Genomic DNA, 26,161 nt, shown 5'->3' with positions numbered 1-26,161 from the left:
ATTTTTTGAATATTAAAATTAGAGCCTATGTGATTAATTATCAATAAATATTCATTATAATAGAAAATAAAACTATGATATCGATTTTATAGTTAATAAAAAACTATATTTATGATCTAACTAAGGACATAATGGAAATATAATCATGATCAGACTTGATGAAATAGATAAGCAACTTTTAAGGATGCTGCAAGCCGATAGCAAGAAAACGACCAAAGAGTACGCCAACGTTCTCGGTCTTTCGGTCACCGCAATCTATGAACGCATCAAACGATTGGAAAGAACAGGGGTGATCACCGGCTATGCGGCCTTGGTCGATAAGCAAAAAGTGGGCAAGGCTTTCGTTGTTCTTTGCCATGTGAAGTTAATTCAGCATTCAAAGGAGTTTTTGACCCAATTCGAAAGAGAGGTACTGAAGTTGGAAGAAGTTGTCGAGTGCTACCATATTAGCGGTGATTACGATTACATGCTCAAAATATACGTTGGCGACATGCAGGAGTATCGCAGCTTTATGGTTTCAAAATTGACTGTGATCAAGCATATCGGGAGTACTCAAAGTTCTTTTATCATTGGCGAGGTCAAGCACACCACAGCTATCAGTCTTTAACACCTGTTAAACCAAAAATTAGTACTAATTTTGTCGGAAATTAATTTTCTATGACTCAATACGATGTGGCCATTATTGGCTCCGGACCCGGCGGATATGTTGCGGCGATACGATGTGCCCAACTCGGAATGAAGACTGCGATAATCGAAAAATACAGCACTTTGGGAGGAACTTGTCTTAATGTAGGATGTATTCCTTCAAAGGCTTTGTTGGATTCTTCGCACCATTATGAAGATGCGGTCAAGCACTTTGAAGAACATGGAATCGAGATCCCCGGGGAAGTAAAGGTCAATCTGGAAAAGATGATCGGCCGAAAGCAAGCCGTTGTAGACCAGACTTGTGCCGGTGTTAAGTTTTTAATGGACAAAAATAAGATCGATGTTTTCGAAGGTCTGGGAAGTTTTAAGGATGCCACACATGTCAATATCAAAAAAAATGATGGAAAGACCGAGACCATAGAAGCCAAAAATACCATTATCGCAACTGGTTCGAAACCATCGACTTTACCGTTTATCAAACTGGACAAAGAGCGTATCATTACCTCCACGGAAGCGTTAAAGCTTAAAGAAGTTCCCAAGCACATGATCGTTATTGGTGGCGGGGTTATCGGTTTGGAACTAGGGCAGGTCTATAAGAGATTGGGTGCCGAGGTGACCGTAGTGGAATTTATGGATAGGATCATATCAGGAATGGACGGCGCCTTGTCAAAAGAGCTTATGAAAGTGCTCAAAAAGCAAAAGGTAAAGTTCAATTTGTCGCACAAAGTGAAATCGGTCGAGCGCAAGGGAAAAGAGGTAATCGTAAAAGCAGATGACAAAAAAGGCCAAGAAGTCATATTTAAAGGCGATTACTGTTTGGTTTCAGTGGGCAGAAGGCCATATACCGAAGGATTGAACCTTGAAGCCGCAGGGGTTAAACTTGATGACCGGGGTAGGGTAGCCGTCAATGACCATCTACAGACCAATGTTTCGAATATCTATGCGATCGGTGACGTAATACGTGGTGCCATGCTGGCCCACAAAGCCGAAGAGGAAGGTACATTGGTCGCGGAGCAACTGGCGGGTCAAAAACCACATATCGATTACAATTTGATTCCGGGCGTGGTCTATACTTGGCCAGAGGTAGCGGCCGTAGGCAAGACCGAGGAAGAATTGAAAGAGGCAGGTGTAGAATACAAGGTGGGGCAGTTCCCGATGAGGGCCTTGGGCCGTGCCCGCGCCAGTATGGATATTGATGGATTCGTCAAAATTCTGGCCGACAAAAAAACCGACGAAGTCTTGGGGGTACACATGATCGGTGCGCGATGTGCCGATTTGATTACCGAAGGTGTGACCGCTATGGAATTTAGGGCCGCCGCTGAAGATATCGCCAGAATGAGCCATGCACACCCGACCTATGCAGAAGCTGTAAAGGAAGCGGCGTTGGCAGCAACTGACGACCGTGCGTTACATGTTTAAGTCCGTGGAAAATTAGAGCGGCATATCGGAAAACTCGCTACATCCATTTGATAGATCGGTGAATAGGGGCAACTAGTTTTTGGCCAGTCCTAAAACTCTTAGCAGTCGGGCAGTTCCTGTTTTGAGACTTTTTTGTAAGAGAAGCAAAATAGGTTCTAACTTATCCGTTACATATCGAAGTCTTTTGCCGACGGCCGATTTGATATCCGTCTTATATTTTTCATATTTCAATGCGGTTATCGTACAGACGGCCATAAAAAGAATGGCCGTAGGAATAACTACCATCGGCGAAAGCGAATGATTGAAGAAACGATAGAGTCCTAATCCCGTAAAACTGCCATAAAGAATAATAAAATGCACCACGTAGATGGAAAGGGTGCTCGAACCTATCTTTAACAGGATTTTGTTGGTCATCAAACCTCTGAAAAGCATAAAAACGGCGAATACCAGAAAAACGTCCCCCAGCCGTATGAACAGATAGTTATTCGAGTAAATATCGGTGAAAAGCTGAATACCGGTAACCTTTGACAAGGTAACGAAAAGGCTTGAGGAATAGAAAATCAATCCGCTTCCCGCCAAAACGGTCAATGTGATGGCAACGGGATATAAATATTTGAAATGTCCAAAGCGTTTGAATAAAACGGATAAAAAGCCGCCCAAAGTGGCATAACCGAACCAAGGTATAATGGTAAATACAGAACCGTTGGCCCTTGTGAAATAATTGGCCATAGCATCGGGCAAAAGGCTGTACGAGAAAGTCTTGTAGACAGGTTCGAAAAGAAACAGCAATAGCGTGACACTGACCAAAGTGAACGGAAACAAAAATTTCCCTCGCTGCTGTGTCAACAAATAGATCCCGATGATTCCTAATATCGAAAGGCCGATACAATGCAACACGTCTACCAAGTAAAAAGCATTGTAGATTTGACCTTTAAGGAGTCCAAAAAGGTTCAAGCGAAGCAGGTATCCTATCAACAGAAGTTGGAGTCCGCGTTTTAGGCCTTTTTTGACCCGCGGATTTTCCAAGCCCGTTTGAGGGACACGAATCAAAAGATAGGTAAAGATAAATCCGGAAACGGTAAAGAAAACAGGTGCGGTAATACCCCTGAAATATTTCCAAATGCCATACACGGCACTCAAATTGTCGCGAAAGGCATTATCGAGCAATCCGTCTATAAAATGCCCCTGCAACATCATAAGGATGGCCCATGCTCGCATGGCATCTATAAAGTAAAGTCTCGCCTTTTTCTTTTCCACTTAAACTTTATTTTTCTTTGCACACCCCTATATACCTGTATAATAGGCTATTCGGTTGTTTTACCGGGCAAAATTAGACAAAATTTGTGCAAATCGATTGCATTTGGGGTATTTTAGCGACAAAACTAAAAACGCAAATATGGCGGCTATATTGGCATTTGCCGGAAGTAACTCCTCCACATCGATCAATCTTAAATTGGTCCACCATACAATAGCGTTGGTTTCGGGGCATGAGATTCGAACATTGAACATGGTCGATTACCCCTTTCCGATGTTCAGTGAAGATTATGAACGGGAAAACGGTTATTCAAATTCGTTGGTCGAACTTAAGAACGATATTCAAAATGTTGATGCACTCATACTTTCGGTCAATGAGCACAATGGCAACCCGTCGGCATATTTCAAGAACCTGTTGGATTGGTTGTCAAGGGTAGACCGTAAGTTTTTAGAAAGTACCAAGGTCTTATTAATGTCGACCTCGGGTGGCAAAAGAGGTGGTATGAGTTCGCTTGAAGTGGTAAAAAATATGCTTCCTCGTTTTGGAGCCGAGGTGGTCGCAACTTTTTCCTTGCCCTCTTTCAATGAGAATTTCGATGTTGCCAAAGGAATTTTAGATGAAGATTTGGCCGAATCGCATCGGAAAGCACTTGACGAATTCTTGAACGCCTTATAAATTAATCTCTTGCGGAAAATAGTTGCTTTTGTAGTTTCCGATATTCCAAAATTCAAGGAAGCGCTTTTGCATTGGGCACGACAATTCGAAGAGGTCGTTTGGTTCGAAGGTAACGGAGTTCAAGACAGGTACGGTTCATTCGATGCCTTGTTGGCCGTCGATGCATTGACCTCGATTTTGACCGATACCCAAGAGGCCTTCGACGGGCTACAAGAATATCAGCACCTGGCCCAAGATTGGATATTCGGCTATTTGGCCTATGACTTAAAGAACGATATAGAAAGTCTGGGATCCAATAACTTCGATGGCCTGCATTTTCCTGATTTGTTTTTCTTCCAGCCAAAAAAGATGATCCGGATTATTGGTAATCAGGTCGAATTCCATTATCTGAAAATGGTCGATGATGAAATCGATTCTGATTTTGCATTGCTTTGCCAAAACATCTGTAAAAAAGACGAAATATCCGAAGAAAAGAATATTCGCATCAAAATGCGGATTTTCAAGGATGAATATTACCGACAAGTGCAAAAAATGTTGGAACATATACACCGTGGGGATATCTACGAAGCCAATTTTTGCCAAGAATTCTATGCCGAGGACATCCAGGTCGACCCCATAAAACTGTTTGCCAAATTGAATGCCGTTTCAAGGGCGCCCTTTGCCACGTTTTTGAAATTGAATGACAAATACCTCATATCGGCCTCTCCCGAGCGCTATTTGAAGAAGATCGGCACAAAACTGATCTCGCAACCGATAAAGGGTACCGCCAAAAGATTTCGGGATCCGGTCAAAGATAGGGCTTCAAAGCACAGATTGGCCAATGACCCAAAGGAAAGAGCGGAGAATATCATGATCGTTGACCTGGTTCGCAATGACCTGTCGAAAAGTGCCGTAAAGGGAAGCGTTCATGTCGTTGAACTTTGCAAGGTATATACTTTCGAACAAGTGCACCAAATGATCTCAACGGTCAGCGCAGTGGTCGAAAAGGGCAAGAACCCGGTGGAATTGATAAGGGAAACCTTTCCGATGGGCAGTATGACCGGTGCGCCCAAGATCTCGGCCATGAAAATCATTGAAGAATTGGAGGCATTCAGGCGAGGGCTTTATAGTGGTGCCGTGGGCTATTTTGAACCCTCCGGTAATTTCGATTTCAACGTGGTCATTCGAAGTATTCTCTACAACAGTTCGAAAAACTATGTTTCTTATGCGGTGGGAGGTGCGATAACGGCCAAGGCAATTCCTGATAAGGAGTATGAGGAATGCCTGCTGAAGGCCAAGGCGATGCGCGAGGTCCTTGAGGGGTAGCTTTAGCGTTCGAACAGTTACTTGCTTTAAAACGTATCTTTGCCGCAACAAGCCAAAACAGAATTAGCCGAGTTTCAACACATCATATTGTAAAGTGCAAAAAACCGAATTTGAAATAACATCACATGGTACCAAGATTTACGGATTGAAGATAGTGCCGGCCGAAATCAAGGGGGCGATAGTTTTGGTGCACGGTTTTGGCGAACATTCGGGCCGTTATTTTGAAAATGTCGTTCCCATGCTGACCGAAAATGGTCTGGCGGTCTATCTATATGACAACTTCGGACATGGCAGATCGGGCGGAAAAAGAGGGCATTGCCCGAATTACGAAGCTTTAATGGATCTTCTTGAAAGCATTATTGAAAAAGCGCGAAGTGAATTTGCTACACTTCCTATATTTCTGTATGGCCACAGTATGGGCGGAAATTTGGTTTTGAACCATGTACTTCGGTTTGAAAATGAGATCAAAGGCGTTATAGCCAGTAGTCCGTATCTCCGATTGGCATTTGAACCACCTAAATGGAAAATGTTCATTGGGAAGTTTCTATTGCATGTGCTCCCTTCGGTCACCTTGCCTTCGGGGCTTGACCCCAAGGGTATCTCAAGAATTCCCGAAGAAGTCGTCAAATATGTTAAGGATCCCTTGATCCATGACTTGGTGAGCCCCATGTTTTCGTTCCCCATTATGGATGCAGGTGAGTGGGCCATTAAAAATGCCTACAGATTGAAAGTACCGACATTGTTATTGCATGGAACGGGCGATCCGATTATCGATCATAAGGGCACCGAGGCATTTCATAATAACTCGAACAAAACAACCTTGAATTTGTTTGAAGGCGGGTATCACGAACTTCACCATGATATTTGCAGTGCAACCATGCTGCAGACCATTGGCAATTGGTTGCGCAGGCTACTTTAACTACTTTTGTGGCATGCTCCAAGATTTTAAGGAACATATCGAAAACAAATTCCCACACCTCTTTGTCCAACATTCTTTATTGGCCTGTAGCGGAGGATTGGACAGTGTTGTGCTGACCCATTTATGCCACGCCGCGGGATTACATTTTTCTTTGGCCCATTGTAATTTTCAATTACGCGGAAGCGAAAGCGACCAAGATGAACAATCGGTAATGTACTTGGCCGAAAAATTGAATAAGAATATTTATGTAACCCATTTTGATACAGTTGGTTATATGAATAATAATAAATTATCGGTTCAGGTGGCAACACGAGAACTGCGCTATCATTGGTTCGCTAAAATCATGGAAGAAAATGACCTGGCTACCCTGATGACCGCACATCACGCCGATGATAATCTGGAAACTTTTTTGATCAATCTTTCTCGGGGAACCGGAATCGAGGGGCTTACCGGAATTCCCGAGAAAACACCAACCATTTCAAGACCGTTATTGCCCTTTTCGAGAGACGATATAAAAGCCTATGCCATTGCTGAAGGTATTCAATGGAGAGAGGATGGTAGTAATAGTGAGACCAAGTATTTGCGCAACAAAATCCGCCATAATATCGTTCCCTTATTGAAAGAATTGCACCCTACCTTTCTGCACAACTTCAAGGCCACTCAAGAACGATTGGTAGGAACTTCGAAAATAGCGGCCCAACATATTCAAAAGATTCAAGCGGACATTTTTTCCAATGAAGGTGAGGTAGTCAAAATCGACGTTAGCGCTTTGAAACGTTTACATCCCTTAAAAGCCTATTTATATGGTCTTTTCAATGATTACGGCTTTACCGAGTGGAATGACGTTGCGCACTTGTTGTCGGCTTCCAGTGGCAAGGAAATTCATTCCAAGACCCACCGGCTGGTAAAAGATCGTGAGTTTTTGCTGTTATCGAAGCTATTGTCCCGCGATGAAGGGGTTTTTACCATCGATGAAAACAAAACCGAAATAGAGCATCCCATAGCGCTAAATTTCCAAGAAGTACCGAAAATCGATGGGCAGGGCAAAAATGTACTATTTGTAGATAAAGAAACGTTAAAGTATCCGTTGAGTTTAAGGAAATGGAAAAAAGGCGACTACTTTTATCCCTTGGGCATGCAGGGCAAGAAAAAACTCTCCAAATTCTTTAAGGACGAAAAGGTAGATGTGATTTCAAAACAACGACAATGGCTTTTGTGCTCCGATGACAAAATTGTGTGGGTGATCGGGCGGAGACCTGACGAGCGTTTCAAAATTACCGAGGCCACCAACAAAATAGTCAAGGTTACATGGACAAAATAAACAACTTGGTTCTATTTCTATTACTGGTTCTGAACATTGTATGGACAAGTAACGCGCAAGACGATGACAATCCGGTTGTTTGGTCCCAAGAGCTGAACAAAATTTCTGATACGGAATACGAACTTCTCATGGTTGGTAAAATTGCCAATGATTGGCATGTATATTCACAAAACACGCCTGAAGGTGGATCCTTGCCAAGCGTATTTTCGTATCCGAGAGCGGGTATTGATTACGAATTGATAGGCAAAACAAAGGAGAGTGAAACCCAATCTGAATATGTAGAAGCTTTTGAGTTGGAAGAGGTGTTTTTTAAGAAAGAGGCCATTTTCACCCAGAAGGTAAAACTCTTAAATTCAGAAGTTCAACAAATTGATGTGAACCTTTCTTACCAAGTGTGCAAGGAGGTGTGTATTATGGTTGAAAAGGATTTCAATTTTCCCTTGAATGGTACCGCGGTCGTAAAAGAAGAAAAAACGGTCGACGAACGGAGCTTGGCCTTATCATCCGCATTAAAACTTAATCTAAAGAATAACGAATTATTGACCAATTCGGTCGATAAGGCCCTGGAGTCGAAATCCGGTCTTTGGACTATTTTCGGTCTGGGCTTTTTAGGCGGTTTGATAGCCCTCTTGACGCCCTGTGTGTTTCCCATGATTCCTTTGACGGTCTCTTTTTTTACAAAACATTCGGCAAAGAGATCCAAAGGTGTCGCCAATGCATTGTTATATGGTTTTTTCATCGTACTGATCTATTTTCTACTGAGCTTGCCATTTCACCTTTTCGATTCGGTAGACTCGCAGATATTGAATACCATTGCGACCAATGTTTGGTTGAACGTCGCTTTCTTCTTGATTTTCGTCTTTTTCGCTTTTTCTTTTTTTGGCTATTATGAATTGACCTTGCCCAGTTCTTGGGCCAATAAAATGGATGCCGCATCGAGCAACGTTGGCGGAGTGATCGGCATCTTTTTTATGGCGGTTACCTTGGCGATCGTATCATTTTCGTGTACGGGACCCATTCTAGGCGGACTTTTGGGAAGTACGACCCTGGCACAGGGCGATGTTGCTACGAACCTATCCGCCGGAATGACAGGTTTCGGGGTGGCCCTGGCGCTTCCGTTCGCCCTTTTTGCATTGTTTCCGACTTGGTTGAATTCATTGCCGAAGTCGGGCGGATGGATGACTACGGTAAAAGTCGTTTTGGGCTTTCTTGAACTGGGGCTTGCCCTAAAGTTCTTGTCCAATGCCGATCTTGTCGGTAATTGGGGACTTTTAAAACGGGAAATTTTTCTTGCGTTATGGATAATCCTTGCCGTTCTATTGACCCTATATCTTTTCGGAATTTTTGGATTTTCCCACGACGGACCGAAACAAAAGCTTTCGTTCGGAAGAAAAATAACGGGAGTAATCAGCGGGGCCTTCGCTGTTTATTTGATATTGGGAATGATGAACATGACCAATTTAAAGTTGTTGAGCGGGTTTCCACCCCCGGATTTCTATAGCATCAAGGAAACCGAAAGCGACTGCCCTTTGGGAATCGATTGTTTTAAGGACTTCGATAGCGGGGTGGCCCATGCCAAATCGGTCAATAAACCCATTTTGTTGGACTTTACCGGATGGGCATGCGTGAACTGCAGAAAGATGGAGGAAAACGTGTGGAGCGAGCCCGCTATTTACCCCATCCTGAAAAATGATTATATATTGATTTCACTTTACATCGACGATCGCAAGGAATTGCCCCAAGAGGAACAATTTGACTTTAAATTCGAATCGGGCAGGGTGAAGACCATTGAGACCGTAGGGCAGAAGTGGGGCACTTTTCAGACATTGAACTTCAATTCGGCCTCTCAGCCCTACTATGTGCTGTTATCTCCAGATCTAGAAGTTTTGAACGGTCCCATCCAACAAGTTGACGCTGATACATACCGTACCTGGTTGAGTGCCGGACTTTTGAAGTATCAAGACTTGGCACAAAATAGAACTGGTAAAAAAAATAAGACCGTCAAGTGACGGTCTTACTTTTCAAGATATTGTTATTGAAAAATTTATTGAAAATTCGTTTCGGGCTCGATTACCGGGCCACTTTCAATAATGGTGCCTAGTTTTTGAATAAAGGCATTATGTACTTCATCTGCACTGAGAATCTTACCATTTTCTTGAGCACTTTTAGCAAGTAGATATCCTTGATAAGCGGCAGCCTCGCGTTGAATGGGAGTGCCATGGTGACCCGGGTTTGTGAATGCACAGTCCCCAATTCCAAAAAATAGGTTAAGAAATTCCTCGGCTCTCCACCAGTTGTACGTACCCCCTCTTTTATGGGTCAAAAAGTACCCAGTAATAAAATCGGCTTCCAATTCGGTCGACCTGGTATCCTCGGCTTCATCGCTAAGATCCACTCCCGGATACTCCCAAGCGCCACGTTTGTTAAATTGTAGCTGATGTCCCCATTCATGTGCCATGATTCCGTTCCAAGCAATCTTGGCGTCGATACCCGCCGACGATGCCAGATCGATGATTCCGTCCCCGATCACGATTAAATCGCCTTGTCCAAGTATGCCGTCCAAGGCTATCGCGAATCCGTCCGCAGAAATAAGTGGATTTTCAAGAATATTGCTTTCCAAATTCACGTAATTGACCAAAAAATCGGCATAGGCTACAGCCAATGAGGGGTCGAGGCCATAGATTACGATTAATGATTCGGCAATTTTATCGGGATCCGTCAAGGTCATGTTGTGCTCGCCCCTAACGGTGACCTCATTGGGCATATTCCAGAAATTTTCAAGATTACGGGTAATCTTGTTTACAAGGTTCGTATACTGCCCCCTATCGCCAAAGTACTGGGCATCGTCATCGATTATTGTAGTTCCAAAGTTTACGGCGGCATAAAAATCGAACCATTCCCTTGCCAAAGGGTCTAGATTATTAAACGCCTCAAATACGGCATAATCAAATTCTGTTAGCCCACATTCGCTTGGTTGAACCAGTTTCGCTTTGGCCGGATTAAAATCGTGGGAAAAGGTACTCTTTGAAATTTTCGAAGTCAACTTGACGGCTTCTTGGTGGCTTTTTTTAACCGAGGCCTTGGCACTTACCCCGACCACCTGTTCAGTACTGCCTTCAAGATCTGACTCTTTCGAACAGGAGACAAAAACAAGTGCGGTCATCAAAATGGGGAGGGTACTTTTAAAAATGCTTTTTTTCATAATAATGTTCATTAGGTTTTTTGTTAAAGTAGCAGAAAGTACAAAAATCATTTGAATTGGGTTATAAAACAAACATTTTTTGACGTAAAAACCAATATTTATAACATAATGATTAAAGTCAATTTTATATCTGGCTTGTTACGATAGTTGGCGGATTATGAAAATTGCGTAGCTTTAGAAACCAAAAGAGATATTGATAGCTAGTCAAATATTCTTTGTATTGCTCGATTTTAAAGTAGCCCGATTATCGTTGTCGGTATTCATTTGGTATTCAGCTTTATGGGCTGAATGAATAATCTTATGGACATACTCATGAAGAAAAACTACTTGACAGTCGCGCTTGTATTGGCTTTGATTACCTTTTGCATAAAACAAACATTTGCGCAGAACGACTCGATTCCGTCATCCGTACAGCAAATCTCCTTAACCTTTGAAAATAGTACGATAAAGGATGTATTGGTGCAAATCGAGGGGTTGACGGACTATAGATTTTACTTCGCCGAAGCATGGTTGGGCGATGGACTGGTTTCGGGATCGTATGAAAATGAATCCGTAAAGACCATATTAGAGAATGCTTTTGATGATACTGCCCTTAATTTTTATATACTCAATGATAAAAAAATCATCCTGACAAAGAATAATATCATTTATGATGAACTTCCCAATGGTTTTTTCAATGAGGATAAAGAAGATACAATTGTAGAGGGCAATGAAATTACAACTCAGGTAATAACCCCCGTTTTTTATGATTTGGGCAATACGGCAAGGCCAGCTTCCTTAGAGACCGTTCGCATTGGCAAGGCCGATGCAGGCACCAATAAGAATCGGTTCACTTTACAAGGTTATGTTCGCAAACAAAACGGAGAACCCATACCCGACCTGTCGTTGCTGGTAAAAGGCAAGGGTACCGGCACGGTAACTGACGAAAACGGCTATTATAGACTTGAGCTCGCACCCGGTCAAAATTTGATCCAGGCCAGGGCAATGGGTATTCAAGGAGCTGAACGTGAAGTTATTATTTACAATGACGGTACGCTCGATTTTGAACTTTCGGAAAGCTTGGAAATGCTTGAAGAAGTTGTAGTTCAGGCAGATGCCGCAAGAAATGTCGAGGAGGCCACCACAGGTACCACCCAAATAGAATCAGAAGAATCTAAGAATATTCCCCTAGTTCTAGGAGAAAGGGACATTCTTCAAGTGGCAAAATCACTACCGGGAATTACATCGGCCGGAGAAGGTGCCGTGGGTTTCAACGTAAGGGGCGGTAAGACCGATCAGAATCTGATTCTTTTGGATAATGCGGTAATCTATAACCCTTCACATTTCTTCGGTATTTTTCAGGCCTTGAATCCTTTTACCACAAAAGGGGTAGAAATTTTTAAAGGTAACATACCTGCCGAGTACGGTGGAAGGTTGTCGTCGGTTTTCGATATCGAGACGAAAGACGGCAATGTCGAGAAGTTCTCGGGGGAAGCCTCGATAGGGCCTGTGACCGCAAATCTTGCCTTAGAGATTCCGATTGTAAAAGAAAAGTCGTCATTGATAGTAGGCGGCCGTGGGGCCTATTCAGATTGGATATTGAGATCACTCGATGAAGAATCGCTAAGGAATAGTTCGGCCTCGTTCTATGACGGTATCGTGAAATATAATCATAAGTTCAACGAGCGCAACGACCTGCGTGTTACCGGGTATTATAGTCATGACGGTTTCAGTATAACTTCAGATTCGCTTTATAATTATAGTAATCGTGGATTTTCGTTGCGATGGGACAAAAAGTTCAACGATAGAAATACAGGCAGTTTGATCGTTGCCAACAGTCGCTATGAATTCGGAATCGACTATGATGGGGAGTCCAACAATGATTTTAACCTAGGCTACGATATCAATGAGACCGGTTTAAAACTAAAGTTGAATTACTTTTTGAACGATAGGCACACGCTCACCTATGGGTTGTCGGGAAAAATTTATGGAGCCAATCCGGGTAAAATTTCGCCCGAAGGCGGTGAATCGATAGTCCAGCGCATTTCGATTCCAAAAGAAAGGGCTTTCGAATCGGGTATTTTTGTTTCGGACGAGTTCAAGGTAAGCGATAGATTCTTGGTCGATTTGGGCCTGAGATACTCATTCTATGCGGCACTGGGCGAATCTGAACAACGGATTTACGAACAAGATGTTCCCAGAAATGAGGGGTCGAGAATCGATTCGGTGCAATATGGAGATTATGAAATCATCAAAACTTACGGAGGACCAGAAGTTAGGGTTTCGGCGCGATATTTCTTGCTGCCGGACCTTTCGTTGAAGGCAAGTTTCAACAATGGGTATCAGTTCATCCATACATTGTCAAACAATACCACGGTATCGCCCATCGATACCTGGAAGCTTTCCGATACCAATATCAGACCCCAGCAGGGCAATCAATATTCTCTGGGGTTATATCAAAATTTGAAAGAGAACGAATATGAACTCAGTCTCGAAGGTTATTTCAAGACTTCAAAAGATGTACTCGATTTTAAGACCGGGGCACAGCTTTTATTGAACGAGACCATAGAAACCGAGGTATTGCAGGGCGAGGGACAATCGTATGGTGTTGAGCTTTTGTTGCGCAAGAACAGGGGGAGGCTGAACGGATGGTTGGGGTATACTTATTCAAGGTCCCTCATAAAATTCGATAGCCAGTTCGGTGAGGAAAGAATCAATAATGGCAAGTACTTTCCATCCAATTACGATAAGCCCCATGATATTAGTTTGATCGCCAACTACAAATTTACCAGACGCTATAGTGTCTCGGCGAACTTCGTTTACCAAACTGGGCGTCCGGTAACCTATCCCATTGGTTCGTATCAGTTCAACAATGCGGAGTACGTTTATTACAGTAATCGAAACGAGTTCCGCATTCCCGATTATTACAGGCTTGATTTGGGCATCAATATAGAAGGCAATCATAGGATCAAAAAGTTCGCGCATAGTTTCTGGACGATTTCCGTATATAATGTTCTGGGCAGAAACAATCCGTACTCCGTTTTTTTTGTTACCGATAATGGCGAGGTCAAGGCCTTGAAGAGCTCAATATTCGCCGTTCCGATACCTTCGATAACCTATAACTTCAAGTTTTAATATCAAATAAAAAGGTGCTTGTATCACATAAAATAATAAGACGGGTCTTGGCCTTTTTTGTGGTCGTAGGTTGTTATGTTGGGTGTGTCGAACCCTTCGATGCCAAAACGGAGTCCTTTGGCAATGCCCTGGTGGTCGATGCCTTGCTGACCACGGAGTTCGATCGGCACCGCGTTTCTTTATTTCGAACATACCCCTTTGAAGCTGATGGACCTGAAGCAGAGCAAGGTGCACTTGTATCAATTACCGATAATTCGGGTACTTCGTACCGTTTTGAGGAAACCGAACCGGGTATATATTTATCCGAAACCCCATTTGCGGCACGACAGGGGACCGACTATACCCTTGATGTTCAGACCGCAGATGGCAAGGCGTATCGTTCGGCTACCGTGACGACACCCGAAAACGTACCAATTGACAATATTGAAGCAAAAAGACTATTTAACGATAAGGGGGAAGAGGGCGTTAGTATTTTGTTGGACAACGCTTTGCCTTCGGAGACACCCAATTATTTTCGATTCGAATACGAGGAAACCTATAAGATCGTTGCCCCTAACTGGGATCCCTTCGAGTTTGAAGTGGTACATTACATTCCTTGCGATACGATTCCCTATCAAGTCGATATCAAGGTACAGACCGAAGAAAGAAAGGTCTGTTATGGTTCGGCAACTTCAAATGCCGTGATACAAACCTCGACGGTGGGATTGACCGAAAACAAGGTGAATGATTTCAATATCCGTTTTATTGGACGGGATAATTATATCATGTCTCATCGGTATAGTATTTTGGTTAGACAGTTTTCGCAAACACAAGATGCGCATTCTTATTATGAGCGATTGGGTGATTTTTCTTCCTCTGACAATATTTTTTCACAGATACAACCCGGTTTTTTAGAAGGTAATGTACGTTCGATTAGCGATGAGAGCGAAAAGGTGCTGGGCTATTTTGAAGTTGCGGCGGTAGAAGAAAGGAGAGAATATTTTAACTATGACGATCTGTTTCCCGGTGAAGAATTGCCGCCCTATGTTGTGAATTGTGCAACTCCGGGCAATCCTCAATTGTACTCCTTTGGGTACCACTGTGCTGATTTTAGGGTATGTGACGGGGCATGTGAATCACCCTTGATCGAGGCCATTTTGGCCGGTAATGTCGTTTTTCATTCGGTAAATGAAAACGGGTCGGCCGATCAGCCCGGACCCTATTTTACATTGCCGAGTCCTTGTGGTGATTGTACAAAGCTGGGAAGTAATATAGTACCCGATTTTTGGACGGAATAAATAGTATTATGAAAAAGAATCATTATTTAATTTTTTTACTTTTTTTAATGTCAGCCTGCATTGAGCCATTTGATATAGGTCAAGAAGTCGGCGACTCACAGAATATTCTGGTCGTACAGGCAACATTGACCGATGAATTGAAGCGGCATCAGATTTTGATCACCCGTTCGTTGGACCTTGAAAGTGTCAACAAACTGGGCATACCCCCTTATGACCCCAACACCCCAATGCGGCCGATCGATACCCTTATTACCTACGAGCAAAACGCAAGTGTAAGTATTGTCGATAATCTAGGTAACAACTATCCATTTTCAGAAGCCCAGCCCGGACTTTATATATCGACAAGCGATTTTGCAGCTCAAAACGGTATCGAGTATACACTGAATATCGATACCCAAGATGGGACCAATTATCGCTCGCGCCCCGAACGTTTTACATCGACCGCAGTTCTCGAAGACGTGCGCGCTGAACGCAATCGCAATGCTGAGGGAGTTGAAGGCCTTACGCTTTATGTCGATGGCCGTGGAAATGATACCGATGCCAAGTACTATCGGTACACCTATGACGAAACCTATAAAATCATTGCCCCTGAATGGAAACCTGAAGACTTTAAACTAACTAATTATGACCCCTGTGCCTTACCTCAGATCACCTATGACCTTGAAATTATAGAACGCGATGAAAGCGAAGGCAAGGTTTGCTACAATACCGTCGGTTCTACCGATATTATTCAGGGTTCTACGGTCGAGTTTCGAGAAAATTCCATTGCGCATTTCCCGATTCGATTTATAGATAGAAACAACTTTATCATCACCCATCGGTATAGCATATTGGTAAGGCAGTATGTTCAGACACAAGAGGCATATGGTTATTATCAGGCCCTGAATGATTTCTCGGCTTCTGAAAGCATATTTTCAGATGTGCAGCCAGGGTTCCTTGATGGAAATATTAGCATTGTAGGAGATGATGAAAAAAAAGTTTTGGGGTATTTTGAGGTGGCATCGGTCGACGAAAAAAGAATTTTCTTCAACTATGAGGATTTTTTTCCGAACGAGCCTTTGCCCGATTATCCGGTGGCATGTTTTGTTACCTCTGCTCCTTTGGAGCACGTTTCTTATTGCTTTACAGGAGAGGTTGCCAACCCTTGTCCTTTGTCGATTGTCGAGGCGGTAAATGCGGGTGGTTTGATAGCGTACTATGGCCTGAATGATGAAAATATTGGTGCTTGTCCCGGTCCCTATTTGGTAACCTATAGGGCCTGTGGTGATTGTACTGAATTGGGCGAGAGTGAAGTGCCGGATTTTTGGATAGAATAAAATATAGATGAAAATGAAAAATAGCATAGCGATTATCGGTCTGTTGTTCTGTGTGCATGTAGCGTTCGTGAATGCGCAATATGTGGTAAAGAACCAAACAGAATTGGAACAATTACAACAGTTGCCATTGGAAAAGATATACGTTCATTATAACACCAATCTGTTGTTTCCGGGTGAATACGTTTATTACAGCGTCTATTGTATAAATGCCCAGACCAATCGGCTTAGCAACATAAGTCGAATGGCGTATATCGAGCTAGTGGACTCTGACCTAACTACGCGAATTACCCAAAAGGTCAGGTTGGAGGCAGGTCGGGCGCAAGGTGATTTTTTCATTCCCGTATCGATTCCTTCCGGAAATTATAAGTTGATAGCCTATACGCAGTGGATGAAAAATGCGGGTCAAGATCAGTTGTTTCAAGATGATATAACGATAATCAATCCGTATCGGTCGGATCAAGAGGCGATAACATCGGGTAAAGAAGATTTGCAAGAAGGCCAAGATTTGGAAATCGGGCAAAAAGGGCCTGAAACCGTAAACAAAGGAAAGAAGGATGACGGCACCTTGGTGTTGATTACGGACAACCAAAAGTATGGACAGCGAAAAAAAGTCTCCCTTACACCTCGTAATTTCAAGGGGCCTCTGGGTTACGGAAATTATTCGATAAGTGTTCGACGGATCGATGAATTTGACAAAAATGGGCGATTGGATGCCTATGATTTTTCAAATACCTTTTTGTCAGCGGCCAAGTCGATTACAAAGGCGGTGAACGATTCCATTGCTCTTCCTGAACAGCGTGGCGAGCTTTTCTACGGAAATGTCAGAACGAGGGAGGGTGGACTTCCTGTCGCTGGTAAAACGGTCGTCATATCCATTCCCGGAACGGATTTTCAACTGCGATCGGCGATTACCGATGATGATGGCAATTTTTATACCTACATCCGTAAAGAATACGACATTGATACCATGGTCGCACAACTAATAGACAATAGCCCTGAAAATTATGTCGTTCAATTTCTCGATAAACCCGGCATAGAATATAAAGGATTGAACTTCGGAAATTTTAGCATTTCAAAAGAAATGAGCGATGCCATTGTCAGCCGTAGTGTGTACAATCAGATTGAAAATGCGTATTATGGCGTAAAGCCAGATTCCATTTTGGCAATCGATGAAAAAGATCCGTTTGATGGCGGGGTGCCCGTTGTGGTAAATTTGGATGAGTTTACACGCTTCAATACGTTGCGTGAGACATTGGTCGAGGTAGTGCCCAATGTTTGGGTGACCAAATTGGATAATGGCGAATATACCTTTTGGGTGAAAGAAGATTTGGAACCATATGACGAACAATACGCGAGCGACCCCCCGTTGGTTTTGGTCGACGGGGTATTCGTGCCAGATCATGGAAAATTATTGGATTACAATGCTAGAACGATCAAAAGGTTGAATATTTTGAGAGACCCGTTGATGATGGGATCCAACAAATACCATGGTATGGTGGTCATAGAAACCAATGACGGCGATTACTTGGAACGAACGGAAGACGCGAATATGGCCCGAAAAGAATTGAAACTACCTGCGGCCAAAAAGAATTATTATCAACAACGATATGGCGCCGAGGGCGACAAAAACTTTGAACGTGTTCCTGATTTCAGATATCAATTGTTCTGGGAGCCGAATTTGGTAATTCAAAATGATGTTGTATCCTATGAATTCTACACTTCGGATGTGCCAGGGGAATATGAGATCGTTCTTGAGGGATTTACCACCTATGGCAAGCCTATTTCGGTGCGCGAAACCATAATGGTGGAGTAGGATTTCTAAAAGTTCTTCGAAACGATTACATTTAGGCCTACAGAACACTAACAAGAATGCTTACAAAAGTTTACGGAAGCGCCGTTTTCGGTGTCGAGGCAACGACCATTACCGTCGAGGTGAACGTAGATACCGGGGTCGGCTATCATTTGGTGGGCTTGCCCGATAACGCCATAAAAGAGAGCAATTACAGAATTGCGGCGGCCCTATTGAACAACGGATACAGAATTCCAGGCAAGAAAATTACTTTGAACCTTGCACCGGCCGATCTAAGAAAAGAAGGATCTGCGTATGACCTGACCTTGGCCTTGGGTATCTTGGCGGCCTCAGGGCAGATACGATCCGAGAACATCGAAAAGTACATCATTATGGGCGAGCTTTCGTTGGACGGGAGCCTGCAACCTATCAAAGGTGCCCTTCCGATCGCCATTAGGGCGAAAGAAGAAGGTTTTAAGGGATTCATTCTTCCGAAGGAAAATGCCATGGAAGCCGCGATTGTCGACGGACTTGAGGTCTATGGAATAGAAAACATAGCTGAAGTGATTTCATTTTTTGACAAAGGGGAACCTTTGGAACTTACCGAAGTTGATATCGAAAAGGAGTTTTACAAAAATCTTGATTTCCCCGAATTTGATTTTTCCGATGTCAAGGGGCAGGAAAGTATAAAACGTTGTATGGAAATTGCGGCCGCAGGCGGACATAATATCATTCTGATAGGCCCACCGGGTGCGGGAAAGACGATGCTGGCCAAACGTTTGCCGTCAATATTGCCTCCAATGACCATGCAAGAGGCTTTGGAAACCACCAAAATCCATAGTGTGGTCGGAAAAATAAAGAATATGGGGCTTATGACCCAAAGACCTTTTAGAAGTCCGCATCATACGATTTCAGATGTCGCCTTGGTCGGCGGTGGTGCCTATCCCCAACCGGGGGAGATTTCACTTTCGCATAATGGAGTATTGTTTTTGGACGAACTTCCCGAGTTCAAACGCGGGGTGCTCGAAGTGATGCGCCAACCTTTGGAAGACCGCGAAGTTACCATTTCGCGGGCACGATTTACAGTTACGTACCCCAGTAGTTTTATGTTGGTGGCGAGTATGAACCCCAGTCCTGGGGGGTATTTTAACGACCCCGATGCCCCTGTAACTTCTTCCCCGGCCGAGATGCAGCGGTATCTGAGCAAGATCTCAGGGCCTTTGTTGGATCGCATCGACATTCATATCGAGGTAACCCCTGTGCCTTTTGAGAAACTATCCGATGATCGAAAAGGCGAATCCAGTGTTGAAATCAGAAAACGGGTGAGTGCCGCAAGGGCCGTACAGAGCGAACGCTTCGCCGAACTGGAAAACGTGCATTACAACGCCCAAATGAACACCAAACAGATACGGGAATATTGCAGGTTGGACGAAGCCTCTAAAACCATGCTCAAAAATGCCATGGAACGCCTAAACCTTTCGGCACGGGCCTATGATCGTATTTTAAAAGTGGCGCGAACGATCGCCGATCTAGAAAATTCTGATGAGGTCAATGGCAACCATATCGGTGAGGCCATTCAGTATCGCAGTCTGGATCGCGAGGGGTGGTTGGGGTAACTTGAGGTACGAAGTCCAAAATTTTAAGTACAAGTCCATGGTTCATACTACGAATTAAGGATTAGCAATTCAAACGGTTTTATGTAGTTTATAGTTTCCTCGATATTTACTAAATTGTAACTGCAATGGCCGAAAAATCAAATATTTATACAATCTACGCTTCAGTGGACGAGGCGTTGGTATTTCAGCTTTTACATCGTCTGAAATCTCTTGAAAAGGACCAAAATGTGCATACTTGGTACGATGACCCTATTCATTGCGATCAACTTTGGCAACCTCGCGAAGCATCACGGATCGACCAGACGAACGTCTTTCTTTTGATGCTGAGCAATGCGTTCATGCATTCAGAGTTTGTAAAGCAATTGGAATTCAAACAGGTGATAGACCGTTATAAAGCGGGCGAAGCAAAGATTATTCCTATAATTCTTGATGATTGTCCGTGGGACACCAATTTTGAGTCCGACGAATACAACTTTAGCTTTAAGGAACTGCATGTTTTGCCGGAAGGAGGGAAGCCCGTTAAAAGTTGGGATTCTTTGGATAAGGTGTTTAAAAACGTCGCATCACATATTGAACATTTTGTTGAATTCGGTGGCGGAATTACAACTGGGCCAAGTTCGGTCCGAAATCAAGAAAAAGAGCCTCCGACTATAAAGAAAGAAGATCAGTTGGCCATGGATTTTAAAAAGGAAGCGGAAGCCAAACGATTGGCCGAGGAGCGGCGTATCCGTGATGAAAAGGTTAGAATGGAAGCGGCGGAACATAAATTAAAACAGGAGGCCGAAGCAGCAAAAAAAGTTGAGGAAGAGAAAAGAATAAGGCAAGAAATCGAGGCGCAACGTATGGCGACCGAAGAACGGTCGAAAAAAGAAGCGGAATATCAAAAAGGAGTAGAGGAGGAGCGAAGAACTAATTTTGAACAAGAATCTGTTAGAAATTCCATTGATGATAATGGTGGAGTATTGATTGAAGAAAACCGTACCCCACGGAAACGAATTTTCATCGGCTTGTTAATTGTGGCACTTGGTATTGCAGCTATTCTATTTTTCTCAAAATCTGGAAATGGCCCAAAAGAAGAGACTCCGCCCGTTATAAATTCCGATACCATAGCCACTCAAGATTCTGTCGGTTCGCCATCCGCCGAAACGATTGTCCCCGACGACGAAGGTTCCACTGCGAAATTGGCTATTGGGGATTCGTATGATGGCGGAATCGTGTTCGAAATTGCTCCTTCCGGAAAAACGGGTAAGATAGCGCATCAAGAAGATGCCGGCCCGATGCCATGGCAAGATGCCATGAAAATCGATATGCAGTTAGGTGAAGGATGGCGGTTGCCTACCTTAGAAGAATTGCAGATCATGTATCGAACTATCGGACCGGGGGCGGACAACAGCGGGAGATTCGATGGTGGACTTTATTGGAGCGCCACGGATTATGATGAATACCAGGCCCGCTTATTACGGTTTCGTGATGGCAATGCCTCATACCATTACAATAAAGCGGTCGAGGGCCGAAGATTTTTGGTCAGGGCCGTTCGGGATTTTAGCCGATAATATAGTGGCGTTTAGTTGAACGCTTTTATCAAGTGGTAGGTAAAGGCAATGATTTCCTTATAGTTTTCCTTATTGATTTTTTCATCGATACCATGAAATCCTGTCATATTACCTTCATTGATCCGCAAAGGGTAAAACCGATAGACATCATCAGAAATTCCATAAAAATATCGGGCATCGGTACCCCCGCCCACTAGTCCTGGTACTACTATGGCATCTGGAAAAACAGATCGTATGGTCTTTTCGAGATTTTTGAAGTTTTCAGAGTCGATACTTGAAACGGGCGAGGGATTGGTCAAAAACCCGACGGGCTCCACACGGATTTTATCGTTGATCGTCTTTTCGATATGTTTTTGCACCGATTCAATGGTTTCCCCGGGCAATATTCTAAAGTTTATGGTCGCCTCGGCCACTGTGGGAATAACATTGTTCTTTACGCCGCCTTCCACTATAGTCGGTGCCGTAGTCGTGTGGGCATTTAATGCTTCCAAAATAGGCGTTTTCAACAACCAAGGATTGGCAAAGGCCAACCTTTTGAAAAAGGGTAGTTCGGCACCCAAATATTCGAATTGATAGTTGATCGGTTCCACCAGTTTGTAGGGTAATTGGTTGTTCTCAAGATCTACGATCGCCTGTGCCAACATGCCGATGGTGTTCTCACGCGGCGGTTGTGAACTATGCCCTCCGGTAGTTTCGACGATCAGTCGGAACGAGGCAAATCCTTTTTCGGCCAAATTGACCATGGCAACGGGGTTATCGACACCGGGTACCAGGCCTTCCGCGAGAAAACCTCCCTCATCCAAGGTCATGGCGGCCTTGACTCCTTTTTTCTCAAGGTATTCCGCTATTTGACCGGCACCGTTTTTACCGCCGACCTCTTCGTCATGGCCAAATGCAAGATAAATTGTTCGGGACGGTGCGAATGATTCGCTCAAAAGTCTTTCGACCGATTCCATTACACCCATTAGGGAGCTTTTATCATCCATGGTTCCCCGACCGACAATATCCGTCGCGGTTATTTTTCCGGTAAACGGCCCTGCTTCCCAATCCTTCAGCGTAGGTTCGTCCACAGGGACAACGTCTTGATGCGACATCAAAATGATCGGTTTTTTATCGGAATCCGTTCCTTCCCATTTGTAGAGTAAACTATACCCGCTGATTTTTTCCAGAGAAAGAGATGCATGGGTCAACGGGAACGTCTCGATCAAAAAATCATGAAAACCATTGAAAGCCGTTGAATCGGGTATGGCATCTTCGTTATAGGAAATCGTTTTGAACTGAATTGATTTGGACAGGTTTTGCAAGACCTTATCCGGAATATCAAGTTTTTTAAGAGGTTCCGGCGCTATTTGCCTTGATGTCAGCATAAGCGTATTGAATACGAGAACAATGGCCAATATTGCAAAAATGGCCAATATCGTATAGATGAGTTTTTTCATTTCGGTAATGGATAATGACTTAGTTCGGTGTTGGCAATAAAATTGAACGATTTATGACCACGTTTCAATTTCAAGCGCCACAATGTACACAAATTATTTTGTGAATTAGGTGTTCAATGGGTTTATACCGACCCAAACTACTCTAGTCATTGTCAAGAATCTTATCCTAGGGGTTATATTCGTTCCAGTTCTTGCAACTTTGTCAAGGCTTCCGATTTTGAGTTTACATCTAGCTTCAGATAGATATTCTGAACATGAAAGTTAACTGCGCTGGCCGTAACGAATAATTTTTCGGCGATGGTCTTATAAGTGGCCCCTTGGCATAGATAATCGATAACCTGATTTTCCCTTTCCGAAAAAAAATGGCGTGATTTCCTTTGAAACTTCGCGATTATTTTGCTTGCAATATCATTACTGATCGTAGTTCCTTCGATTTTTATCGAATCGAGGGCATTGTACAGGCTTCTTTCACTTATGGGCTTGGTGATAAATCCGTTGGCGCCATTTTTGAACGTTTTCTTTACAAGTTCAAATGCATTGTTCGTACTCATCATTATGACTTTTACATCGGAGTCTTTTTTTCTAAAAAGTTTGATCGCCTCGATTCCGGCAACGCCGGGAAGTGTCACCTCGCAAAAAATAACGTCCGGGAATGTTCGTTCATAATCATATAAGGCCTCTTGAGCTGTCGTATAAATAGCTGTTAACGAATACTCTAAATAGCTTTCAAAGTAATTTCTATAGATTTCATGTAGTTTTCTATCATTATCGATTACGATAAACTTCAGTGGGGTATTATGGTTCATTTTAATTTGGGTTTGATGGTGCCTAGTAGGACAAAACGGTCTTTGGCAACCTTGGTTGTAACAAGTAGGTTTTTACTGCAGACTTCTTAGGTCTCAGTTGAATTGTATCAATACATGACACTTGACATGCAGCCTTGGGCTACAACGCCCATAGAGTGCAGGTTTTAAAAATGTTATTCGGAAAAACTTGAAAAGGAGTTTATTCAATGGGGTATTAGTCTACCCGATAATGAAACAACTTTTTTAGCGCTGTCCGAAAATGTCGATGTAGAAAAATTGGTCTAGGTACAAATAGCTTTAGAAAGAGTGCCGGTATTTGACCTTTTCGATACTGGGAAATTTTGCTACGGAAATAGCACTGTTTTCATGGTTGTGGTTGTGGGGTAGGTAAGTTTCCATGTAGTGGGGTTTTGGGGGTTCGACAATAGTTCTTTATGCTTTTATCTTTTCCAAACATAGAAAAAAAAAATTCACATCCGAACCAAAAGTAAGTATTTTCGTTCAAATGCATGCTTGTGATTTGTTTTAGATGTTCAAAGAACAATCTTAAATTTAAATAGCGGGGCATTGCCCCGCTATTAATTAACCCAGTTTCCAACCACAAAAACCAGGACCCACTGTTAACTTTTAATAGTATTGATGAAACCTTCAATCAAGATATGTATTATTGACTATGGCCGTGTTGTCACTGACCTCCATGATCCATTTTTCATCGTGATATTTTCCGTTTAGATCGGTAACCGATGCTATTCTAGCGTCTTCTTTGGCATTGAAATCGGCCAAATAAACATAATACAGTCCATTTTCTTTATTGTAGAATTGCTTTGCGTTCAAACCTTGTTTTCTCAAGTCATCCATAAAGGCGGTAAGGTATTTTTTGGTCTTGTATACGTTCGCGATAACATAATAACCTGATGGTACGCCAACAATTTGTGATTGATCCAACACTTTTATGGGCAGGTCCAAAAACTTATCGTTCTTTTTGGTACTCTCTGCTTTCGCCCGTTCAGGTTTTGTTTCGGCGACCATGACGGTATGTTTAAAAGCATTTGATTTATTGGATTTCGTATCGATACTCTGTTTGAGATCGTTTCTTAATAACCGTACTATCGTTTCGAAGCGTTTTTCAAACGCCGCTGTGAGGGCCGATTCGACGGAGTCTTGTCGTAAGATCAACTCGTCCAAGATCAAACGATTCTCATGGGCTATTGAACCAGAAGCATCTTCTGCAACTGAAATTACTGGCGAAACCTCTTTGTTCGAGCGATTCTTTTTCCTTGATTCTAGGCGTTTAGAAGAAGACCTGTTGTTGTTTTCCGCCAATTTTTTATTCTCTGAGGTAAGTTTCAATATCTGCTCCTCATAATTTCTTACTATACCATCTATTTTGTTGTCAACCGAATTTTCGGCCAAGACACCAAATTCGGCATTACGGTCCTGAAAGGTATAAGCCAGGGATACTTCATGGTTCCAGCCTAGATCGGAGTTTTCTTTTTTGATATCTTTTTCCATTAGATACCCTAGTGACATTCTTTTGTTAAGGTTGACCCCAAAGCCCATAGATATACCATAGGTGTCATCGATATTGCTTTGCAGCCAACCGTATTTTGGCAGATCGAGCAATATCGAGCCCATATAATCCACACTTCCATCCGGATTTTTACCCAGTTGTACCAAAGGCATTAGCCGGGCATCGGTGAACAAGCCTCTTTGGGCAGTGAAATAATGCGTGTACTGTAAGGAAGCCTTGATGCTTTTGTCGTTCAAGCTCGTTAGAAAATCATTCGTTGTTTGATTGTATTTCAAAAGCTCTTTGGCATATAGTCCGAAATCAAAGTTTCCCAAGGAGAGGGTAATACCGGGTTGAATGGCCAATTTGCTCTCTTTTCTTGCGGTATTGATTTCCTGGTCTCCTTCATTTGCAATAACACGATTCTTGTCAAGGCCTTCATTGAAATAGGTAACATTGGTGCCAAAACTGAGTTTGCTGTTCGAACCCAACTGAACCGAAGTGGCGTAGTTCGCATTAAAGCCAAATTCTTGAACGACCCCAAGCCATTGGCTATATACGCTGATTCCTAGAGCGGTGCGTTCGTTGAGTTTGTTGCTGAAACCTAGAAAATAGTTTTGACTGTTGTCCTCGAAAGTGGCATATTGATTTCTATGAAGAATATTGATATATGATTTATTTTCCCGTACCAGCGAAAATGTCGGGTTTATCAAGAACCTATTGAAAAACAATTGGTTGTGATACGCGCCTTTGGTATCTAAATCGGTGTTGTCTTCCTGTCCGTGGACGGTATATGCGCCCGTTAATCCAAAAAATAGGATCATGAGACATGACTTGATTATTAATGTATTATTGGTGTTCATCTTAGTGGGGTATTAGCATTGTTCTTTTTCCGGTGCCCCTCATATAGATTTCTTGTTGGATAGTGGTCGATAAAACCCGTTTACTACCGTCGAAGAAACTTGCTCGATCATTTAATCCTCTTTGGTTAAGTCGCCTT

The 26,161-nt window shown here is 43.0% G+C and carries 18 protein-coding genes; 13 read left to right on the top strand and 5 right to left on the bottom strand.

The features are described 5' to 3' along the window. The first annotated feature begins 145 nt into the window (after positions 1–145). Both ACEZ3G_RS11190 and lpdA read left to right on the top strand, forming a co-directional pair. The gene (locus ACEZ3G_RS11190; protein WP_432425578.1) at positions 146–607 is read left to right on the top strand and encodes an Lrp/AsnC family transcriptional regulator; all 462 of its coding nucleotides are present in this window, start codon (positions 146–148) and stop codon (positions 605–607) included. A 50-nt stretch (positions 608–657) separates the two neighbouring features. Continuing rightward, on the top strand, positions 658–2,064 hold the full coding sequence (gene lpdA, locus ACEZ3G_RS11185; RefSeq protein WP_432425577.1) for a dihydrolipoyl dehydrogenase: 1,407 nt from the start codon (positions 658–660) through the stop codon (positions 2,062–2,064). A 72-nt stretch (positions 2,065–2,136) separates the two neighbouring features. Here lpdA and ACEZ3G_RS11180 read toward each other — a convergent pair whose 3' ends face one another. Continuing rightward, on the bottom strand, positions 2,137–3,321 hold the full coding sequence (locus ACEZ3G_RS11180; RefSeq protein WP_432425576.1) for a heparan-alpha-glucosaminide N-acetyltransferase domain-containing protein: 1,185 nt from the start codon (positions 3,319–3,321) through the stop codon (positions 2,137–2,139). Positions 3,322–3,460: 139 nt separating this feature from the next. On the opposite strand from ACEZ3G_RS11180, the gene ACEZ3G_RS11175 reads away from it, so the two are divergent. The 5 genes from ACEZ3G_RS11175 to ACEZ3G_RS11155 all read left to right on the top strand — a co-directional run bounded on the left by ACEZ3G_RS11175 (position 3,461) and on the right by ACEZ3G_RS11155 (position 9,548). Continuing rightward, positions 3,461–3,994 carry an NADPH-dependent FMN reductase gene (locus ACEZ3G_RS11175; RefSeq protein WP_432425575.1) on the top strand — a complete coding sequence of 178 codons (534 nt, stop codon included), beginning with the start codon at positions 3,461–3,463 and terminating at the stop codon, positions 3,992–3,994. A gap of 9 nt (positions 3,995–4,003) precedes the next feature. After that, positions 4,004–5,299 (top strand): anthranilate synthase component I family protein, encoded by a 1,296-nt coding sequence (locus ACEZ3G_RS11170; protein ID WP_432425574.1) that lies wholly within the window; start codon positions 4,004–4,006, stop codon positions 5,297–5,299. A gap of 94 nt (positions 5,300–5,393) precedes the next feature. Next, the gene (locus tag ACEZ3G_RS11165) at positions 5,394–6,218 is read left to right on the top strand and encodes an alpha/beta hydrolase (protein WP_432425573.1); all 825 of its coding nucleotides are present in this window, start codon (positions 5,394–5,396) and stop codon (positions 6,216–6,218) included. 13 nt (positions 6,219–6,231) lie between these two features. Continuing rightward, a complete protein-coding gene (gene tilS / locus ACEZ3G_RS11160) occupies positions 6,232–7,539 on the top strand; it encodes a tRNA lysidine(34) synthetase TilS (protein WP_432425572.1) in 1,308 nt (435 codons plus the stop codon). After that, positions 7,527–9,548, top strand: coding sequence for a protein-disulfide reductase DsbD family protein (locus tag ACEZ3G_RS11155; protein ID WP_432425571.1), 2,022 nt, complete (start codon positions 7,527–7,529; stop codon positions 9,546–9,548). The genes tilS and ACEZ3G_RS11155 overlap by 13 nt, the downstream gene beginning before the upstream one ends. A gap of 35 nt (positions 9,549–9,583) precedes the next feature. Here ACEZ3G_RS11155 and ACEZ3G_RS11150 read toward each other — a convergent pair whose 3' ends face one another. Then, the gene (locus tag ACEZ3G_RS11150; RefSeq protein ID WP_432425570.1) at positions 9,584–10,741 is read right to left on the bottom strand and encodes a hypothetical protein; all 1,158 of its coding nucleotides are present in this window, start codon (positions 10,739–10,741) and stop codon (positions 9,584–9,586) included. A gap of 312 nt (positions 10,742–11,053) precedes the next feature. Here ACEZ3G_RS11150 and ACEZ3G_RS11145 point away from each other — a divergent pair, with 312 nt between their 5' ends. The 6 genes from ACEZ3G_RS11145 to ACEZ3G_RS11120 all read left to right on the top strand — a co-directional run bounded on the left by ACEZ3G_RS11145 (position 11,054) and on the right by ACEZ3G_RS11120 (position 21,406). Continuing rightward, the gene (locus tag ACEZ3G_RS11145) at positions 11,054–13,855 is read left to right on the top strand and encodes a TonB-dependent receptor (protein ID WP_432425569.1); all 2,802 of its coding nucleotides are present in this window, start codon (positions 11,054–11,056) and stop codon (positions 13,853–13,855) included. A 14-nt stretch (positions 13,856–13,869) separates the two neighbouring features. Continuing rightward, complete coding sequence (locus tag ACEZ3G_RS11140; protein WP_432425568.1) at positions 13,870–15,132, top strand: DUF4249 domain-containing protein; 1,263 nt, start codon at positions 13,870–13,872, stop codon at positions 15,130–15,132. A gap of 47 nt (positions 15,133–15,179) precedes the next feature. Further along, a complete protein-coding gene (locus ACEZ3G_RS11135; RefSeq protein WP_432425567.1) occupies positions 15,180–16,448 on the top strand; it encodes a DUF4249 domain-containing protein in 1,269 nt (422 codons plus the stop codon). Positions 16,449–16,461: 13 nt separating this feature from the next. Then, positions 16,462–18,261 carry a hypothetical protein gene (locus tag ACEZ3G_RS11130; protein ID WP_432425566.1) on the top strand — a complete coding sequence of 600 codons (1,800 nt, stop codon included), beginning with the start codon at positions 16,462–16,464 and terminating at the stop codon, positions 18,259–18,261. A gap of 56 nt (positions 18,262–18,317) precedes the next feature. Then, on the top strand, positions 18,318–19,853 hold the full coding sequence (locus ACEZ3G_RS11125; protein WP_432425565.1) for a YifB family Mg chelatase-like AAA ATPase: 1,536 nt from the start codon (positions 18,318–18,320) through the stop codon (positions 19,851–19,853). Between the two features lie 125 nt (positions 19,854–19,978). Beyond that, positions 19,979–21,406: a TIR domain-containing protein gene (locus ACEZ3G_RS11120; protein WP_432425564.1), complete on the top strand. Its 1,428-nt coding sequence runs from the start codon at positions 19,979–19,981 to the stop codon at positions 21,404–21,406. An 11-nt stretch (positions 21,407–21,417) separates the two neighbouring features. Here ACEZ3G_RS11120 and ACEZ3G_RS11115 read toward each other — a convergent pair whose 3' ends face one another. The 3 genes from ACEZ3G_RS11115 to ACEZ3G_RS11105 form a co-directional block, all read right to left on the bottom strand. Beyond that, positions 21,418–22,845: a M20 family peptidase gene (locus tag ACEZ3G_RS11115; RefSeq protein WP_432425563.1), complete on the bottom strand. Its 1,428-nt coding sequence runs from the start codon at positions 22,843–22,845 to the stop codon at positions 21,418–21,420. A gap of 173 nt (positions 22,846–23,018) precedes the next feature. Beyond that, positions 23,019–23,651: a response regulator gene (locus ACEZ3G_RS11110; RefSeq protein ID WP_432425562.1), complete on the bottom strand. Its 633-nt coding sequence runs from the start codon at positions 23,649–23,651 to the stop codon at positions 23,019–23,021. A 648-nt stretch (positions 23,652–24,299) separates the two neighbouring features. Then, complete coding sequence (locus tag ACEZ3G_RS11105) at positions 24,300–25,985, bottom strand: PorP/SprF family type IX secretion system membrane protein (protein WP_432425561.1); 1,686 nt, start codon at positions 25,983–25,985, stop codon at positions 24,300–24,302. Positions 25,986–26,161 lie beyond the last annotated feature (176 nt).

Origin of the sequence: Meishania litoralis (assembly GCF_042611095.1) — a bacterium.
GTDB classification, from domain to species: domain Bacteria; phylum Bacteroidota; class Bacteroidia; order Flavobacteriales; family Flavobacteriaceae; genus Meishania; species Meishania litoralis.
This window is presented reverse-complemented; position numbering and strand designations above follow the sequence as displayed.

Bases quoted from the DNA above. Each gene is read 5' to 3' on its own strand.
- ACEZ3G_RS11135 (WP_432425567.1), top strand. From the start codon at position 15,180: ATGTCAGCCTGCATTGAGCCATTTGATATAGGTCAAGAAGTCGGCGAC.
- ACEZ3G_RS11145 (WP_432425569.1), top strand. From the start codon at position 11,054: ATGAAGAAAAACTACTTGACAGTCGCGCTTGTATTGGCTTTGATTACC.
- ACEZ3G_RS11190 (WP_432425578.1), top strand. From the start codon at position 146: ATGATCAGACTTGATGAAATAGATAAGCAACTTTTAAGGATGCTGCAA.
- ACEZ3G_RS11130 (WP_432425566.1), top strand. From the start codon at position 16,462: ATGAAAAATAGCATAGCGATTATCGGTCTGTTGTTCTGTGTGCATGTA.
- ACEZ3G_RS11175 (WP_432425575.1), top strand. From the start codon at position 3,461: ATGGCGGCTATATTGGCATTTGCCGGAAGTAACTCCTCCACATCGATC.
- lpdA (WP_432425577.1), top strand. From the start codon at position 658: ATGACTCAATACGATGTGGCCATTATTGGCTCCGGACCCGGCGGATAT.
- ACEZ3G_RS11155 (WP_432425571.1), top strand. From the start codon at position 7,527: ATGGACAAAATAAACAACTTGGTTCTATTTCTATTACTGGTTCTGAAC.
- ACEZ3G_RS11120 (WP_432425564.1), top strand. From the start codon at position 19,979: ATGGCCGAAAAATCAAATATTTATACAATCTACGCTTCAGTGGACGAG.
- ACEZ3G_RS11110 (WP_432425562.1), bottom strand. From the start codon at position 23,651: ATGAACCATAATACCCCACTGAAGTTTATCGTAATCGATAATGATAGA.
- ACEZ3G_RS11115 (WP_432425563.1), bottom strand. From the start codon at position 22,845: ATGAAAAAACTCATCTATACGATATTGGCCATTTTTGCAATATTGGCC.
- ACEZ3G_RS11125 (WP_432425565.1), top strand. From the start codon at position 18,318: ATGCTTACAAAAGTTTACGGAAGCGCCGTTTTCGGTGTCGAGGCAACG.
- ACEZ3G_RS11150 (WP_432425570.1), bottom strand. From the start codon at position 10,741: ATGAAAAAAAGCATTTTTAAAAGTACCCTCCCCATTTTGATGACCGCA.
- tilS (WP_432425572.1), top strand. From the start codon at position 6,232: ATGCTCCAAGATTTTAAGGAACATATCGAAAACAAATTCCCACACCTC.
- ACEZ3G_RS11105 (WP_432425561.1), bottom strand. From the start codon at position 25,985: ATGATCCTATTTTTTGGATTAACGGGCGCATATACCGTCCACGGACAG.